At 71.2% G+C, this 15,230-nt stretch carries 13 protein-coding genes; 4 read left to right on the forward strand and 9 right to left on the reverse strand.

All coding sequences use genetic code 11. The annotated features are described in order from the left end of the window. Positions 1–16: 16 nt before the first annotated feature. The 9 genes from ACFQRI_RS25635 to ACFQRI_RS25675 all read right to left on the reverse strand — a co-directional run bounded on the left by ACFQRI_RS25635 (position 17) and on the right by ACFQRI_RS25675 (position 9,909). Positions 17–517 carry a hemerythrin domain-containing protein gene (locus ACFQRI_RS25635; protein WP_380672951.1) on the reverse strand — a complete coding sequence of 167 codons (501 nt, stop codon included), beginning with the start codon at positions 515–517 and terminating at the stop codon, positions 17–19. A gap of 115 nt (positions 518–632) precedes the next feature. Beyond that, positions 633–1,799, reverse strand: a complete 1,167-nt coding sequence (locus tag ACFQRI_RS25640; protein ID WP_380672953.1) for an MFS transporter — start codon at positions 1,797–1,799, stop codon at positions 633–635. A 109-nt stretch (positions 1,800–1,908) separates the two neighbouring features. Next, on the reverse strand, positions 1,909–3,543 hold the full coding sequence (locus tag ACFQRI_RS25645) for a glycoside hydrolase family 13 protein (protein ID WP_380672955.1): 1,635 nt from the start codon (positions 3,541–3,543) through the stop codon (positions 1,909–1,911). Positions 3,544–3,569: 26 nt separating this feature from the next. Next, complete coding sequence (locus tag ACFQRI_RS25650) at positions 3,570–4,421, reverse strand: carbohydrate ABC transporter permease (RefSeq protein WP_380672957.1); 852 nt, start codon at positions 4,419–4,421, stop codon at positions 3,570–3,572. Beyond that, entirely contained in the window at positions 4,418–5,431 is a 1,014-nt protein-coding gene (locus ACFQRI_RS25655; RefSeq protein ID WP_380672959.1) for a carbohydrate ABC transporter permease, read from the reverse strand. Before ACFQRI_RS25655 ends, ACFQRI_RS25650 begins: the two co-directional genes overlap by 4 nt. Positions 5,432–5,497: 66 nt before the next feature. After that, a complete protein-coding gene (locus tag ACFQRI_RS25660) occupies positions 5,498–6,781 on the reverse strand; it encodes an ABC transporter substrate-binding protein (protein WP_380672961.1) in 1,284 nt (427 codons plus the stop codon). Between the two features lie 183 nt (positions 6,782–6,964). Continuing rightward, complete coding sequence (locus ACFQRI_RS25665) at positions 6,965–7,990, reverse strand: LacI family DNA-binding transcriptional regulator (RefSeq protein WP_380672963.1); 1,026 nt, start codon at positions 7,988–7,990, stop codon at positions 6,965–6,967. A 234-nt stretch (positions 7,991–8,224) separates the two neighbouring features. Beyond that, the gene (locus tag ACFQRI_RS25670) at positions 8,225–9,085 is read right to left on the reverse strand and encodes an SAM-dependent methyltransferase (RefSeq protein WP_380672965.1); all 861 of its coding nucleotides are present in this window, start codon (positions 9,083–9,085) and stop codon (positions 8,225–8,227) included. Positions 9,086–9,228: 143 nt separating this feature from the next. Then, the gene (locus ACFQRI_RS25675) at positions 9,229–9,909 is read right to left on the reverse strand and encodes a GntR family transcriptional regulator (protein WP_380672967.1); all 681 of its coding nucleotides are present in this window, start codon (positions 9,907–9,909) and stop codon (positions 9,229–9,231) included. Between the two features lie 113 nt (positions 9,910–10,022). Here ACFQRI_RS25675 and ACFQRI_RS25680 point away from each other — a divergent pair, with 113 nt between their 5' ends. The 4 genes from ACFQRI_RS25680 to hpaD all read left to right on the forward strand — a co-directional run bounded on the left by ACFQRI_RS25680 (position 10,023) and on the right by hpaD (position 15,200). Beyond that, positions 10,023–11,519, forward strand: coding sequence for a fumarylacetoacetate hydrolase family protein (locus tag ACFQRI_RS25680; protein ID WP_380672969.1), 1,497 nt, complete (start codon positions 10,023–10,025; stop codon positions 11,517–11,519). 139 nt (positions 11,520–11,658) lie between these two features. Beyond that, positions 11,659–12,612 (forward strand): 4-hydroxy-tetrahydrodipicolinate synthase, encoded by a 954-nt coding sequence (gene dapA / locus ACFQRI_RS25685; RefSeq protein WP_380672971.1) that lies wholly within the window; start codon positions 11,659–11,661, stop codon positions 12,610–12,612. A 1-nt stretch (position 12,613) separates the two neighbouring features. Continuing rightward, on the forward strand, positions 12,614–14,107 hold the full coding sequence (hpaE, locus tag ACFQRI_RS25690) for a 5-carboxymethyl-2-hydroxymuconate semialdehyde dehydrogenase (RefSeq protein WP_380672973.1): 1,494 nt from the start codon (positions 12,614–12,616) through the stop codon (positions 14,105–14,107). 28 nt (positions 14,108–14,135) lie between these two features. Further along, positions 14,136–15,200 carry a 3,4-dihydroxyphenylacetate 2,3-dioxygenase gene (hpaD, locus tag ACFQRI_RS25695; RefSeq protein ID WP_380672975.1) on the forward strand — a complete coding sequence of 355 codons (1,065 nt, stop codon included), beginning with the start codon at positions 14,136–14,138 and terminating at the stop codon, positions 15,198–15,200. Positions 15,201–15,230: the final 30 nt, after the last annotated feature.

Here is a 15,230-nt window from a genome sequence, read left to right on the forward strand (position 1 = left end):
GGGCTCCCGCCGCCCGTCACCGGTTCGGGCCCTTCCGCGCCACGAGCTCGCGGACCCGGTCGATGCGGCCGCAGCGGGCATCGATCAGCTCGCGGCGCTTGTCCCGGAAGATCCGGCCGAGCTCGGCGCGGCGCTGCTCGCCGACGGAGGCGCGCGCGTCGTTGAGCACGGTGCGCTCCTCCTCGTCGAGGTGGTGGGTCACCGACTCGCTCAGCGCCTCCAGCCGGGAGTCCCACTCGTCGGTCCCGGGTGCGTCGCACTCCATGAGCGCCAGCAATGCCTCGTGCCCCTCGGCGTGCTCCTCCGCGCCGTGGTCGACGTCCTCGGCGTCGTCGGCGGACAGCTCGCGCAGCACCGGGTAGACCTCGGACTCCTCGGCCTCGGCGTGCGCAACCAGCACCGAGGCCAGCTCGCCGAGCGCGCTCCGCCGATCGCCCTCGGCGCTGCGCAGCGCGCGCAGCAGCTCCTCGAAGCGGCGGTGGTCGGCCAGGATCAGTTCGACGACGTCCTCGGACACGAGGCGGACCCTCCTGCGCGCTGGGGGCGAAGCCGGTCGTGGCGGATCATCGACCATCGTCCCCCGAGCGGCAAGCCTTTTTCGCGCACCGGGCGCGGGGAGCGCGTGGCGGAGATCAGCGGTTCGGCGGGGCGTCCACGGACAGCTTGCGGGCGAGGTGGCCGGTGCAGGCCAGGCCGAGGGCGGTGATCAGCAGGACGCCCCCGGCGCCCAGGCCCGCGGCCGCCAGACCCGCCGCGCCCGGGATGAGCACCTGGCCCGCGCGGTTCCCGGTGAGGCGCAGCGACATCGCGCGGCCGCGGGTGCCCGGCGGGGCGGATTCGGCCAGCCAGGACATGGTCAGCGGTTGGCCGACGCCGAGGCCGAAACCAGCCACCGCGACCGCTGCGGCCAGCAGCCAGGTCGGCACCGGGGCGGCGCAGGCGGCCAGGCCGACCGCTGCGGTGAAGATGCTGGAGATCAGCAGGCGGCGGCGTCCCACGCGGGCGGTCATCCTCCCGAGGAACAACCGCGAGATCATCGAGGCGACTGCCCGCAGGACCAGCAGCGAGCCGATCACCCCGGAGGCGATGTGCCGCTCGGCGCCCAGCGCGGGCAGGTACACCAGCGAGATGTCCACCGCGGCCAGCACCACGCAGCTGGTCAGCAGCGCCCTGGGCAGGCCGGGCAACCGCAGCAGCGCCCGGACCCCGACCGGCTGGGACGTCTGCGCGACGTGCCCGGGTCCGCCGGCCCTGACCGCGAACGACACGACCAGCAGCAGCACCGCGATCGCCGTGCTGCCCTGGAAGATCGGGGTGGTGCTGGGAATCGCCCGGTTCCCGCCGAAGAGCACGATCAGCACGGGGCCGAGCGCCTGCCCGGCCGACGCGGCGAAGGTGTAGTAGCCGAAGGCGGCGTCGGTGCGCCCGCTGCGGGTCGAGTTGGCCACCAGCGCCTGCTGACCCACCACCGCGCCCAGGTGGGCGGTGCCCAGCACCACGTTGCCCGCGACCAGGCCGATCGCGGTGTGCCCGAGCAGCAGCAGGGTGCTGCCGGCGCCGCACATCAGCAGGCTCCCGGCGATGACCACGCGCCGCTCCCCGACGCGGTCCACGATCTGCCCGGCGGGCACGGCCAGCACCAGCGGGACCACCGCGAAGCACCCGGAGAGCACGCCGAGCCAGGTCGCCGGCACGCCCAGTTCGAGCGCGCGGTAGGAGGTCGTGGGCCGCAGCACGAAGGTGAGCAGCTGGGTGAGCGCGGCGTGCACCAGGAGTGCCCAGGCCCGACGATCGCTCACCCCCGCAGCCTATCGGTGCGGTCATCGGGCGGCGGGACCAGCTGATTCGCGCGAGGAGTCCCCCGCCGGGCGTGCGGGGGACTCCTCGCGCAGATCGGTGACGCGTCGGTCAGGTGGTCAGCCAGACCGCCGCGTCGGCGGGCAGGTGATCGTCGTCGAGCTCCGCGCTGGCCAGCAGGACCCGCTCGTGCTCCGGCAGGGGCCGCGGGTGCCCGGACATGTTCACCGCGCAGGTGAAACCGGGGTCGCGCTGGAAGACCAGCACGCCGTCCGGGGAGTCCAGCCAGCGCATCCCGCCGTCGCCGAGCGCGGGCAGCTCGCGCCGCAGGCGCAACGCCGAGCGGTAGAGCTCCAGCGTCGAGGAGGGGTCGCCGTCCTGGACCTCGGCCGTGCGGCCGCGCCACGACTCCGGCTGGGGCAGCCAGGGCTCGGACCCCGGGGGGCCGAAGCCGAAGGGCGGGGCGGTGCCCGACCACGGAAGCGGGACGCGGCATCCGTCCCGACCCCGCTCGGTGCGCCCGGAGCGCTCCCAGATCGGGTCCTGCAGGGAGTCCTCCGGGAGGTCCTCGACCTCCGGGAGACCCAACTCCTCGCCCTGGTAGACGTAGGCGCCGCCGGGCAGCGCGAGCATCAGCAGCGCCGCCGCCCGGGCCCGGCGGGCGCCGAGAGCGAGATCGGGTTCCTCCAGCTCCAGGACCTCGTCGTAGTCGCGCTCGTCGTGCGGCACCCACTCGGCCTCGCGGCCGTAGCGGGTGACGTGGCGGGGGACGTCGTGATTGGACAGCACCCAGGTCGGCGGCGCGCCCACGGCCCGCAGGCCGGCCGTGGTGGAGTCGACGACCTCGCGCATCCGCTCCGGATCCCACGGGCACTTCAGGAAGTCGAAGTTGAACGCGGTGTGCAGCCCGCCCGGCCGCAGGTAGTTCGCCAGCCGCTCCGGGGACGGCGCCCACGCCTCGGCGACGAACTTGCGCTCGCCCGGGTACTCGTCGGCCACCCGCCGCCACCGGCGGTAGATCTCGTGCACCTCGTCGCGGTCCCAGTGCGGGTGGGCCAGGCGCTCATCGGGCTCGCCGGTGAGGTCGGGCAGCTCCGGGTCCTTGGCCAGGCCGTGCGCGACGTCGATGCGGAAGCCGTCCACGCCGCGGTCGAACCAGAACCGCAGGATCGACTCGAACTCGTCGTGCACCTCGGGGTTCGCCCAGTTCAGGTCCGGCTGCTCGGGGGCGAAGAGGTGCAGGTACCACTCGCCGTCGGCCACCCGGGTCCAGGACGGGCCGCCGAACACCGACCGCCAGTTGTTCGGCGGCTCCGCGCCGCCGGCACCCCGGCCCGCTCGGAAGACGTAGCGCTGGCGCTCCGGTGCGCCCGGGCCCGCCCGCAGCGCGTCCTGGAACCAGGCGTGCTGGTCGGAGGTGTGGTTGGGCACGATGTCCGGGATGATCCGCAGCCCGTGCTCGTGCGCCTCGGCGATGAGCTTCTCGGCGTCGGCCAGGCCGCCGAACCTCGGGTCGACGTCCCGGAAGTCGGCGACGTCGTAGCCCGCGTCGGCCTGGGGCGAGCGGTACCAGGGATTGATCCACAGCGCGTCCACGCCCAGCTCGCGCAGGTAGGGCAGCTTGGCGCGGATGCCCTCGATGTCGCCCATCCCGTCGCCGTCCGCGTCGGCGAAGCTGCGGATGTAGACCTGGTAGATCACCGCCTCGCGCCACCACGGGGTGCCGTTGGAAGGGTTGTGCTGCACGGGTCCTCCCTCTCCGGAGTTCTCGGTCACTTCAGGCCGCCCGAGGTCAGGCCTGCGATGATGCGGCGCTGGAAGACGAGCACGGCGATGACCAGCGGAACGGTGACGATCACGCCCGCTGCCATCTGGGTGCCGAAGGGCTGCTCGTGGCCCTGCGCGCCGACGAACTTCGAGATGGCGACCGTGACGGTCTGCATGTCCTTCTCGTTGACCATGCTCAGCGCGATGATGAACTCGTTCCAGGCCATGATGAACGTCAGGATCGCGGTGGTGAACACGCCCGGCGCGGCCAGCGGCACGATCACCTTGCGGAAGGCCTGACCCGGCGTGCACCCGTCGACCATCGCCGCCTGCTCCAGCTCCACCGGCATCTGCCGGAAGAACGTGGTCAGGTTCCACACCGCCAGCGGCAGCGCGAACGACATGCTCGGCAGGATCATCGCCTGGTAGGTGTTGATCCAGCCGATGTTGGTGAACAGCTTCAGCAGCGGCACGATCAGCGAGATCCCCGGGAACATCGAGCAGGCGATGATCAGCGCCAGCACCACGTTCTTGCCCCGGAACTGCAGCCGGGCCAGCGCGTAGGCGGTGGTCATGCCGACCACCAGGGTCAGCAGCGTGGTCACCGAGGCGACCACGAGGCTGTTGAACAGCGCCCACCCGAACCCGACGCCGGGTGCGAAGACCGCGCGGAAGTTCTCCAGCGACCACGCCTCGGGCAGCGGGCTGAGGTCGTACTGGTCGGACGGGCGCCGGAAGGCGGTGGCGGCCATCCAGTAGAACGGCGCCAGGCAGTACAGCACGATCAGCGCGACCCCGATGCCCGGGAGCCACTGCTTGAACGTCCGGCCGCGCGGCCGGGTTGCGGGAGTCGTCATGATGCCACCGCCTTCGGGGACTTGCGCTTGGTGCGCACCTGGGCGCGGGCCTCGCCGAGCAGGTCGGCGCCGAGCAGCTTGACGAAGGTGAAGGCCACGACCGCGACGTAGCAGAACATGATCGTCGCGTAGGCCGCGGCGGGTCCGTAGCGGACGTTGGTGGCCTCCTGCCAGGCCAGCATCGACAACGTCTCCACCGATTGCTTCTGCTGGCCGATCAGCACGAAGGGCAGGTCGAACATGCGCAGCGAGTCGAGCATCCGGAACAGCACGGCCACCAGCAGCGCGGGGCGCACCAGCGGCAGCGTGATGTGCAGGAACCGCTGCCAGGCGTTCGCGCCGTCGACCCGCGCGGCCTCCAGCACGTCGCGGGGGATCACCTGCAGACCGGCCAGCACGAGCAGACCGACGAACGGCGCGGTCTTCCACACCTCGGCCACGATCACCGCGAGCTTCGCCGGTGCGCCGTCGGCGCTCCACAGCACCTGCTGGCCGAGCATCGCGTTGACCACGCCGTCGGAGGCGAAGATCCACCGCCACAGCAGCGCCGAGACCGCGGTCGGGATCGCCCAGGGCACCAGCACGCTGGCGCGCACCAGGCCGCGACCGCGGAAGGCGCGGTGCATGACGAGGGCCATCGCCACGCCCAGCACCGCCTCCAGCACGACCGTGGTCGCGGTGAAGAACGTCGTGTTCCACATGGCGTTCCAGAACCGCGCCGCGGCGTGCCCGAAGAGCACGTCGGTGTAGTTGGTCAGCCCGACGAACTGCTCGCCTTCGACCACGAATCCCTGCGCGTCGAGCCCCTGCCCCTCGGTGTACAGCGACTGGCGCAGCGCTTCGACGATCGGGTAGGCCACCACCAGGCCCAGCACCAGCAACGTCGGCGAGACCAGCACGCCCGCCAGGCGGGCGATCGCGGTGGCCTGGCGCGACCTCTTCCTGCGCCCGCCGGGCACCGCGGCGGCGCCGGTCGTGCCCGCGGGAGTGGGTTCCACTTCTGTCGTCATCGACTACCTCCTCGCGAGGCGTCCCGGGGCGGCGCCGGATCCGACGCCGCCCCGGCGCGCCCACCGCTATCCGGTCAGCTTCTGGAGCTGGGCCTGCAGATCGGAAAGCGCCTGCTGGGAGGACTTCTCACCGCGCAGGGCCGCGTAGACGTGCTGCTGCACCGCGTCGGTCACCTCGCCGTAGTTCACGACGCGGGGACGGGGCTCGGCACCTTCGATGGACTTCTTCAGCAGCGGCAGGTAGGGGTACTTCTGCTGCATCGCCGGATCGTCGTAGAGGGAGCTGCGGGTCGGGGCCAGCGAGCCCACGTCCAGCCGCAAGCGCTGCTGCTCGGCGGCGGTGGCGAACTTGATGAAGTCGACGGCGGTCGCCTTGTTCTTCGCGTAGGTGGAGATGGCCAGGTTGTGGCCGCCGAGGCTGGACACGCCCGGCCCACCGACGCCCGGGAGCGGTGCGACGCCGAACTTGCCGGCGACCTTCGAGGGCTCGTCCGCGCCGGCGGCGTGCGAGTACTGGTTGGGCCAGGCGCGGCTGAACAGCACCCTGCCGTCCATGAAGGCGCGCCGGGTCTCGGTCTCCTGGAAGGTGATCGCCTCGCGCGGGATCATCCCGGAGCGGAAGCCCTCGATCAGGGCGTCCAGCCCGCGCTTGGCCTCGGGGGTGTTGACGTTGGGCTTGCCGTTCTCGTCGGTGATCACGCCGCCCGCGCTGTTGACCGCTTCGGCGAAGTTGACCGTGAGGCCCTCGTACTTCTCGTACTGCCCGGCGAAGCAGGACATCCCCTCGGCCTCGGGCAGGGCGAGGACCTCGTCGCAGGCCTGCCGCATCTCGGCCCAGGTCTTCGGCGGCTGCACGCCGGCCTTGCGCAGCAGGTCCTCGCGGAAGTAGAGCATCGCCCCGTCGGAGGTGGCGGGGACGCCGTAGAGCCGGTCGCGGTAGAGCGCGGTCTCGACGGTGGTCGGCACGAACTGGTCGAGCTCGAAGCGGTCCTTGGGCAGCTCGACGATCCACCGGTTCGCGGCGAACTCGGTCGTCCACACGTTGTCCAGGTCGAGCACGGTGAACGCGTCGGACTTGGTCTGCGCGTTCTGCACCATCTGCTGGCGCTGGTCGTCCGCCGAGGAGGGGAGTTCGATGAAGCGCACCTTCTGGTCCGGGTGCGCCTTGTTCCAGGCTTCGATGATCTTCGGGTTGACGCCTTCCTCGTCCTTGCCCGCCGCGTAGGTGATGGGGCCGCGGCCCTCGAGCTCGGTCGAGGCGGACTCGGTGCTGGAGCCGCCGCACGCGGTGCTCAGCGCGGTCGTGCAGACCAGCGCCGCGGCAGCCGCCAACCGTCTTCTCTGTCTCATGTCGCTCTCCGTTGAGGACTCATCGGGCACGCGCGTGCCCTGCCGCGCGATGCGGTGGATCGATCCAGCGACATCGTGCGGTCGGTTTCCGATTCAATTTCCAGGAATTGCACCGAGCGCGACGCGCCCGGTCAGATCGCCAGCGAACGGCAGGTCCTCACCTGCGCACTACCAGCCTCCTCATCAATCTCCCGACAATTCCGCGGAGCTCCGCGGGGGACCGGTGGAACCGCGCACCACGAGTTCGATCGGCATCGGGAGGACGGAGGTCTCCCGCGAACCCGAGGTCAGCTGGTTCATCAGCAACTGCGCTGCCGTGGCCCCCTGCGCGCGCACCGGCTGGGCCACGGTGGTCAGCTCGACGTACTCGCTCATCTCGTGGTCGTCGAAGCCCACGATCGACATGTCCTGCGGCACCGAGCGGCCGTGCCTGCGCATCGAGCGCAGCGCGCCCATCGCCAGTTCGTCGGCGTAGGTGAACACCGCGGTCGGCGGGGTGCTGGTGGCCAGCAGCTGGTCCATGGCGCGCTCGCCGGCGCCGATGCTGAACGCGCCGGGCACCATCCACTCCGGGCGGGGTTCGATGTCGTTGTCGCTCAGGGTCTGCTGGAAGGCCTCGCGGCGGATGATCGGCGCGATCGCGCCCAGCGGCTTGGGTTCCAGGCCCTGGATCATCGCGATGTCGCGGTGCCCGAGGTTGATCAGGTGCTGCACGGCCAGCCGGGTGCCCTGCCGGTCGTCGATGTGCACCGAGCTGAACCCCTCGGCCTCGTGGCCGACCAGCGCCAGCGGCAGGTCCAGTCCACGCAGCCGGTCGGCCTCCTGCTCGGTGAGGTCCATCGACAGCACCAGGACCGCGTCGACCCTGCCGCGCACCGGCAGTTCCCGGAAGAAGCGCTCGCGCGATTCGAGGTCGCCGGTGGTGTAGAGCATCATGTCGTAGCCGGCGGCGCGCAGCACCTGCTCGGCGCCGCCGATGATCTGGCCGAAGAACCACCGCCACACGAACGGCACGATGACCCCGACGCACATCGTGCGGCCGGTGGCCAGGCCGGAGGCCGAGCGGGAGATCGAGTAGTCCAGCTCCTCGGCGATCCCGGTGATGCGCCGCCGGGTCCGCTCCGAGACGCCGGACCGGCCGCGCAGCGCGCGGGACACCGTCGACGGCGAGACACCCGCTCGTCGAGCGACCTCTTCGATGCCGGCCACGGCCCCTCCTGACCAATTTCACCCGTTCGGGTTGCGAGGACCGTACTGTGACCCACGTCTCCAGCGCAAGCGTTTGCGTTCACCGTCCGGAAAGCGGCCCGGCGCAGCGCTGCGACCTGCGGAATTAGCCTTGCAAAGGATTTCGCAAGCGGAGCGAGTTCCTCCGCGGAAAGCAGTTCGGCCCGGGATCGCACGCCTGCTGGGCGCGCGATCCCGGGCCGAACTGCTCCGGTGTCAGGACTCCTGGACGCGCTTCTCGGCGGCGCCGCCCCAGGCGAACGGGCGCATCTTCTCGGCCTCCGCCGCGGCCTTCGAGTCGGCGATCAGGTCGGGGCGCCAGTCGGGCAGGTGCGCGACGCCGGGGTCGAGCAGCTGCCACTGCTCGCCGAGGTCGTCGAGCCAGCCCTCGATCGTCTCGCGATCGCGCAGCCACAGCGGGTTCGGCGTGACGTCGCACTCGGTGCGGAACCGCTCCATGGCGGAGCGCGCCTCGGGTTCGGGCACGTCGGATGCGAAGTGCGAGATGACCACGCGCGAGCCGGGTGCGAGCTTGTTGGCGTAGCGGCGCAGCACGTCGCCGATGTTGCCGTCCGGGCCGATGAACTGCAGCACCGACACCGCCAGCAGGCACACCGGCTCGTCGGGGTCGATCAGCTGCCGGGTGGTCGGGTGGTTCAGCACCTCGCGCCAGTCGAGCAGGTCGGCCTGCACGACCCCGGCCCAGTCGGTCTCCTGCAGGTTGAGCCGCGTGTGCGCGGCGGCCACCGGCTCGCAGTCGACGTAGACCACCCGCGTCGGGTCGTCGGTGCGCTCGCGCACGATCTCGTGCACGTTGCCCATGGTCGGGATGCCCGAACCGAGGTCGAGGAACTGCCGAACTCCCGCGTCGAGGGCGTCGACCACGGCGCGTTGCATGAACGCCCGGTTCTGCCGCGCCACGCCCGCGATCTGCGGCCACATCCCGAGCAGGCGCTCGCCGAACACGCGATCGATGGCCCAGTTGGAGCTGCCGCCGAGGAACCAGTCGTAGATCCGGCCGGGGTTGGGGCGCTCCACATCCAGTTCTGCGAGATCGCGGGGCGTCTGGTCGGCCATCGGTGTCCCTTTCGGGTCGCAGGGGTTCCCGGTGGATGATCGCAGATTTTCGCCGGTGTTGGTGGAAGCGGGTGCGGAGATTTGGAACGGGAACGCTTCGTTCCGCGAACGCGCGCCGGTTCGGCGGGTTCCGGCCGAGGTGCTCAGCCCTGGTCGTCGTGCTGGAAGCGGAGGAACGCGTCGAGGGTGGCGGTGCGGTGCCTGCGGGCGGCCAGCTCGACGTCGACGGGGTCGGCGCCGGCCTCGATGAGGTCGACGATGTGGTCGTGCTCGTCGACCGACTCGACGGCGCGACCGGGCACGAAGCTGAAGGTGGAGTCGCGCAGCACGCGCAGCCTGCTCCAGCCGCGGTGCACCAGGTCGGTCATGTGCTCGTTCGGGCAGCGCAGGAACAGCACCGAGTGGAACTCCTCGTTGAGCTCGGTGAACCGGCGCGGGTCGAAGTGCTCCAGGGTGTCGCGCAGCTTCTGGTTCACCGCGCGGGCCTTGGCCAGGTCCTCGGCCGTCAGCAGGGGGGCCGAGAAGCCGGTCGCCGCGCCCTCGACGACCGCGAGGGTCTGCATCGTGGTGACGTACTCGCCCTCGTCGACCAGCGCGACCTGCGCTCCCACGTTCTTCTCGTAGGTGACCAGGCCTTCGGCCTCCAGCCTGCGGATGGCCTCGCGCACCGGGACCGTGCTCACGCCCAGCTCGGCGGCCAGCTGGCTGAGCACCAACCGGTAGCCGGGGGTGAAGCGGTGCGAGACGATCCGGTCGCGCAGCCACTCGTAAGCCAGCTGGGACTTGCTGGTGGTGGCCTGGTCGGCCGGTGCGTCGGTGGTCATCGCTCCTCGTTTCGCCTGCGTGGCACCCCATCTTGCCGGAGCCGCGATCGGTCTTCGGAACCGCCGCGTTCAGCGATTGTAATCAGATATGGCATCGTATACGATCCTCGGCCATGACGTACGATGACGTTCGCTCTCCGGCCGAGGGCCTGCGGCAGCACCCGCTGGTGGGGCGGCCGGGCAAGGTCGTGGCGCTGCACCTGAACTACCCGTCGCGGATCGCCCAGCGCGGCCGGACCCCCGCGAAACCGTCGTACTTCCTCAAGCCGGTGACCTCGCTGGCGGCCACCGACCAGACCGCGGAGAGACCCCGGGGCGCCGAGCTGCTGGCCTTCGAGGGCGAGATCGCGCTGATCGTCGGCCGCGAGGCCCGTCGCGTCGCCCCCGAGGACGGCTGGTCGCACGTCGCGGCGGTGACCGCCGCCAACGACCTCGGCGTCTACGACCTGCGCGCCGCCGACAAGGGCGCGAACCTGCGCTCCAAGGGCGGCGACGGCTACACCCCGCTGGGGCCCGGCAGCATCCCGGCCGCCGAGGTCGACCCGGCCGCGCTGCGGGTGCGCACCTGGGTCAACGACCGGCTGGTGCAGGACGACTCGGCGGGCACGGTGGTCTTCCCGTTCGGCGAGCTGATCGCCGACCTCTCGCAGCTGATCACCCTGGAGCCCGGCGACGTGGTGCTCACCGGGACGCCCGCGGGCTCCTCGGTGGTCGGGCCCGGCGACGTGGTCGAGGTCGAGGTGGACGTGCCCGGCACCGAGCTTCGCACCGGCAAGCTGCGCACCACCGTGGCCGAGGGGGCCGAACCGCTGCCGGCCTACAGCGCGCAGCCCGCCGTCGACGACCACCAGCGCGCCGAGGCCTGGGGCAGCCGCGAGGCGGCGGGGCTGGAGCCGCCGTTCGAGCTCACCGAGGAGCGCGTCGCCAAGCTCCGGCGGGTCGCGGTCGCGACGCTGTCGGCGCAGCTGCGCAAGCACGGCTACAACCAGCTGTCCATCGACGGCGTGCGCAGCGACGCGCTCGGGAACAAGATCATCGGTCGCGCTCGCACGCTGCGCTTCGTGCCCGCCCGCGAGGACCTGTTCCGCAGCCACGGCGGCGGGTACAACGCGCAGAAGCGCACCTTCGACTCGCTGCGCCCCGGTGAGGTCCTGGTCGTCGAAGCGCGCGGCGAGCGGGGCAGTGGCACCGTCGGCGACATCCTCGCGCTGCGCGCGCAGGTGCTCGGCGCCGCGGGCATCGTCACCGACGGGGGCGTGCGCGACTACAGCGCCGTGCGCGACCTGGACATCCCCACGTTCTCCGGCGGGCCGCACCCGGCGGTGCTCGGGCGCAAGCACGTGCCGTGGGACAGCGACATCGCGGTGGCCTGCGGCGGCGCGACCGTGCAGCCGGGCGACGTGATCGTCGGCGACGACGACGGGGTGCTGGTCATCCCGCCCGCGCTGCTCGACGGCGTGCTCGACGCGGCCATCGAGCAGGAAGCGGAGGAGGAGTGGATCGCCGCCCGCGTCGCCGAGGGCGCGGCGGTGGACGGGCTCTACCCGCTGACCGGCGAGTGGCGCCGCCGCTACGACGCGGAGCGCGGCGACCAGGAAGGAACCAAATGAGACACCTCGCAGCGACGTCGGCCCAGCTCTGCCGCACCTCGGCGGACCGTGACGCGACTCAGCCACGAGGAACCCCGCCGACGGGAGAGATCCACCCGGGCGCAACCACGGACGAGAATCGCGGAGAGGCGGTACAGCGATGACGAACTGGCGCACCCGACCCGAGGAGCTGACCGGGTCGATCGCCCCGGTGATCACCCCGTTCACCGCCGACGGCGCGGTGGACCACGAATCCCTGGCCAACCTCGTGGAGTGGCAGCTCAAGCAGGGCTCCGACGGGATCTCCATCGGCGGCTCCACCGGTGAACCCAGCGCGCAGAGCATCGAGGAGCGCGCCGCGGCGATCCGCACCGTGGTCAAGACCGTCGACGGTCGCGCACCGGTCGTGCCGGGCACCGGCTCGGCCAAGCTCGACGAGACCATCGAGCTCACCGGCGCGGCCCACGAGGCCGGCGTGGACGCGGCGCTGATCATCACGCCCTACTACGCCAAACCCACCCAGGAGGCGCTCTACGTCTGGTACTCCGCGGTGGCCAAGGAGTACCCGGACCTGCCGATCATCGCCTACAACGTGCCGACCCGGACCGCGGTCGAGATCGCCCCGGAGACCGTGGCGCGGCTGCACCGCGACGTGCCGAACTTCGTGGGCATCAAGGAGACCACCAAGGACTTCGAGCACTTCTCGCGGGTGATCCGGGCCGCTGGGCGGGATCTGCTGGTGTGGTCCGGGATCGAGCTGCTGTGCCTGCCGCTGCTGGCGCTGGGCGGCACCGGGTTCGTCAGCGCCACGGCCAACATCGCGCCCGGGGCGACCAAGCGGATGTACGAGGCCTTCCACGACGGGCGGCTCGACGACGCGCTGGACATCCACTACGGGCTGCACCCGCTGGTGGACCTGATCTTCGTGGAGACCAACCCGGCGCCGGTCAAGTGGGTGCTGGCCCAGCGCGGCCTGATCCGCTCGGAGCACGTGCGGCCACCGCTGATCACGCCCACCGATGCGGGCAAGGACAAGATCCGCGCGCTGCTCGACGAGGGCGGCGACTTCCTGTCGCCGGTCGAGCGCGCCGACACCATCGCCGGAGGAAACTGACATGGCCGTCCAACACGTGCCCGCCGACCTGCCCGAGCGCATCCAGCACTTCATCGACGGGGAGTTCGTCGACAGCCTCGACGGCGCCACCTTCGAGGTCCTCGAGCCGGTGTCGAACCAGCCCTACCTGGAGGCCTCCTCGGGCAAGCGAGCCGACATCGACCGCGCGGTGTCGGCCGCCCGCAAGGCCTTCGACGAAGGCCCGTGGCCCGGGATGCTGCCGCGCGAGCGCGCGCGGGTCCTCAACCGCATCGCCGACATCGTCGAGACGCGCAACGAGCGGCTGGCCGAGCTGGAGACCTTCGACACCGGGCTGCCGATCACCCAGGCGCTGGGTCAGGCCAAGCGGGCCGCCGAGAACTTCCGGTTCTTCGCCGACCTGATCGTCGCCCAGGCCGACGACACCTACAAGGTGCCGGGCAAGCAGGTCAACTACGTCAACCGCAAGCCCAAGGGCGTGGCGGGGTTGATCACGCCGTGGAACACCCCGTTCATGCTGGAGAGCTGGAAGCTGGCCCCGGCGCTGGCATCCGGCTGCACCGTGGTGCTCAAACCCGCCGAGTTCACGCCGCTCTCGGCCGGCCTGTGGCCGGACATCTTCCGGGAGGCCGGGGTGCCCGACGGGGTGTTCAACATCGTCAACGGTCTCGGCGAGGACGCCGGCGACGCGCTGGTCAAGCACACCGACGTGCAGCTGATCTCGTTCACCGGCGAGTCCGACACCGGCAAGCTGATCTTCGCCAACGCCGCGCCGACGCTCAAGGGCCTGTCCATGGAGCTCGGCGGCAAGAGCCCGGCGGTGGTGTTCGCCGACGCCGACCTGGACGCCGCGATCGACTCGACGGTCTTCGGGGTGTTCTCGCTCAACGGCGAGCGCTGCACCGCGGGCAGCCGGATCCTGGTGGAGCGCCCCGTCTACGACGAGTTCGTGCGGCGCTACGTCGAGCGCGCGGAGAACGTCAGGGTGGGCGATCCGCACGACCCGGCCACCGAGGTCGGCGCGCTGGTGCACCCGGAGCACCACGAGAAGGTCGTCGGCTACATCGAGCTCGGCAAGACCGAGGCGAAGCTCGCCGCGGGCGGCGGACGCCCGCAGGGGCTAGAGTCCGGCAACTACGTGCAGCCCACGGTGTTCGTCGACGTCCCGCCGACCGCGCGGATCTTCCAGGAGGAGATCTTCGGCCCGGTCGTGGCGATCACCCCGTTCGACACCGACGAGGAAGCGCTGGAGCTGGCCAACGGCGTCAAGTACGGGCTGGCCGCGTACGTGTGGACCTCGGACCTGGAGCGCGCGCACAACTTGGGGCAGCGCGTCGAGGCCGGGATGGTCTGGCTCAACTCGCACAACGTCCGCGATCTGCGCACCCCCTTCGGCGGGGTGAAGGCCTCGGGGCTGGGGCACGAGGGCGGCTACCGCTCGCTGGACTTCTACTCCGACCAGCAGGCCGTGCACATCTCGCTCGCGCCCGTGCACACGCCGAAGTTCGGCGCCTGACCACTTCGAAGGGAAGGAGCGTTCAACGATGAGTGCCAACCCCGAGCCCACCCCGCCCGACATCGTGCGGTGCGCCTACCTCGACCTGGTCGTCACCGATCTGGCCAAGGCGCGGGAGTTCTACGTCGACGTGCTCGGCCTGGTGGTCACCGCCGAGGACGACCGGGCGATCTACCTGCGCACGCTGGAGGAGTTCACCCACCACAACCTCGTGCTGCGCGAGGGACCGGTGGCCGCCGCGGCGGCGTTCTCCTACCGGGTGCGCACGCCGGAGGACGTCGACCGCGCCGAGCGGTGGTTCGCCGCCCGCGGCTGCCGCACCGAGCGGTGCGCGGACGGATTCGCCAGGGGCATCGGCGATTCGGTGCGCGTCACCGACCCGCTGGGCTTCCCCTACGAGTTCTTCTACGAGGTCGAGCACGTGGAGCGGCTGGCCTGGCGCTACGACCTCCACACCCCGGGCGCGCTGGTGCGCCTGGACCACTTCAACCAGGTCACCCCGGACGTGCCGAAGGGCCGGGAGTACCTGGAAGACCTGGGCTTCCGGGTCACCGAGGACATCAAGGACGCGGAGGGCACCACCTACGCGGCCTGGTTGCGGCGCAAGGACACCGTGCACGACACCGCCCTGACCGGCGGCGACGGGCCGCGGCTGCACCACATCGCGTTCGCCACCCACGAGAAGCACAACGTGCTGTCGATCTGCGACAAGCTCGGCGCGCTGCGGATGTCCGACGTCATCGAGCGAGGCCCCGGCAGGCACGGGGTGTCCAACGCGTTCTACCTCTACATCCGCGATCCCGACGGGCACCGCGTCGAGATCTACACCCAGGACTACTACACCGGGGACCCGGACAACCCCGTGGTGACCTGGGACGTCCACGACAACCAGCGCCGCGACTGGTGGGGCAACCCCGTCGTGCCCTCCTGGTACACCGAGGCGTCGCCGGTGCTCGACCTCGACGGCAACCCGCAGCCGGTGCAGGAGCGCACCGACTCCAGCGAGATGGCCGTCACCGTCGGGGCCGACGGCTTCTCCTACACCCGCAAGGGCGACACCACCGAGGGTTTCAAGCTGGGAACCTCCCTCTGATCCAGCGGTTTTCGCGCGAGATCTCACGAC

The organism is Saccharopolyspora griseoalba (assembly GCF_042665275.1).
In the GTDB taxonomy this organism is placed as follows: Bacteria; Actinomycetota; Actinomycetes; order Mycobacteriales; family Pseudonocardiaceae; genus Saccharopolyspora; species Saccharopolyspora griseoalba.

Bases quoted from the DNA above. Each gene is read 5' to 3' on its own strand.
- ACFQRI_RS25670 (WP_380672965.1), bottom strand. From the start codon at position 9,085: ATGGCCGACCAGACGCCCCGCGATCTCGCAGAACTGGATGTGGAGCGC.
- dapA (WP_380672971.1), top strand. From the start codon at position 11,659: ATGACGAACTGGCGCACCCGACCCGAGGAGCTGACCGGGTCGATCGCC.
- ACFQRI_RS25660 (WP_380672961.1), bottom strand. From the start codon at position 6,781: ATGAGACAGAGAAGACGGTTGGCGGCTGCCGCGGCGCTGGTCTGCACG.
- ACFQRI_RS25675 (WP_380672967.1), bottom strand. From the start codon at position 9,909: ATGACCACCGACGCACCGGCCGACCAGGCCACCACCAGCAAGTCCCAG.
- hpaE (WP_380672973.1), top strand. From the start codon at position 12,614: ATGGCCGTCCAACACGTGCCCGCCGACCTGCCCGAGCGCATCCAGCAC.
- hpaD (WP_380672975.1), top strand. From the start codon at position 14,136: ATGAGTGCCAACCCCGAGCCCACCCCGCCCGACATCGTGCGGTGCGCC.
- ACFQRI_RS25650 (WP_380672957.1), bottom strand. From the start codon at position 4,421: ATGACGACTCCCGCAACCCGGCCGCGCGGCCGGACGTTCAAGCAGTGG.
- ACFQRI_RS25655 (WP_380672959.1), bottom strand. From the start codon at position 5,431: ATGACGACAGAAGTGGAACCCACTCCCGCGGGCACGACCGGCGCCGCC.
- ACFQRI_RS25680 (WP_380672969.1), top strand. From the start codon at position 10,023: ATGACGTACGATGACGTTCGCTCTCCGGCCGAGGGCCTGCGGCAGCAC.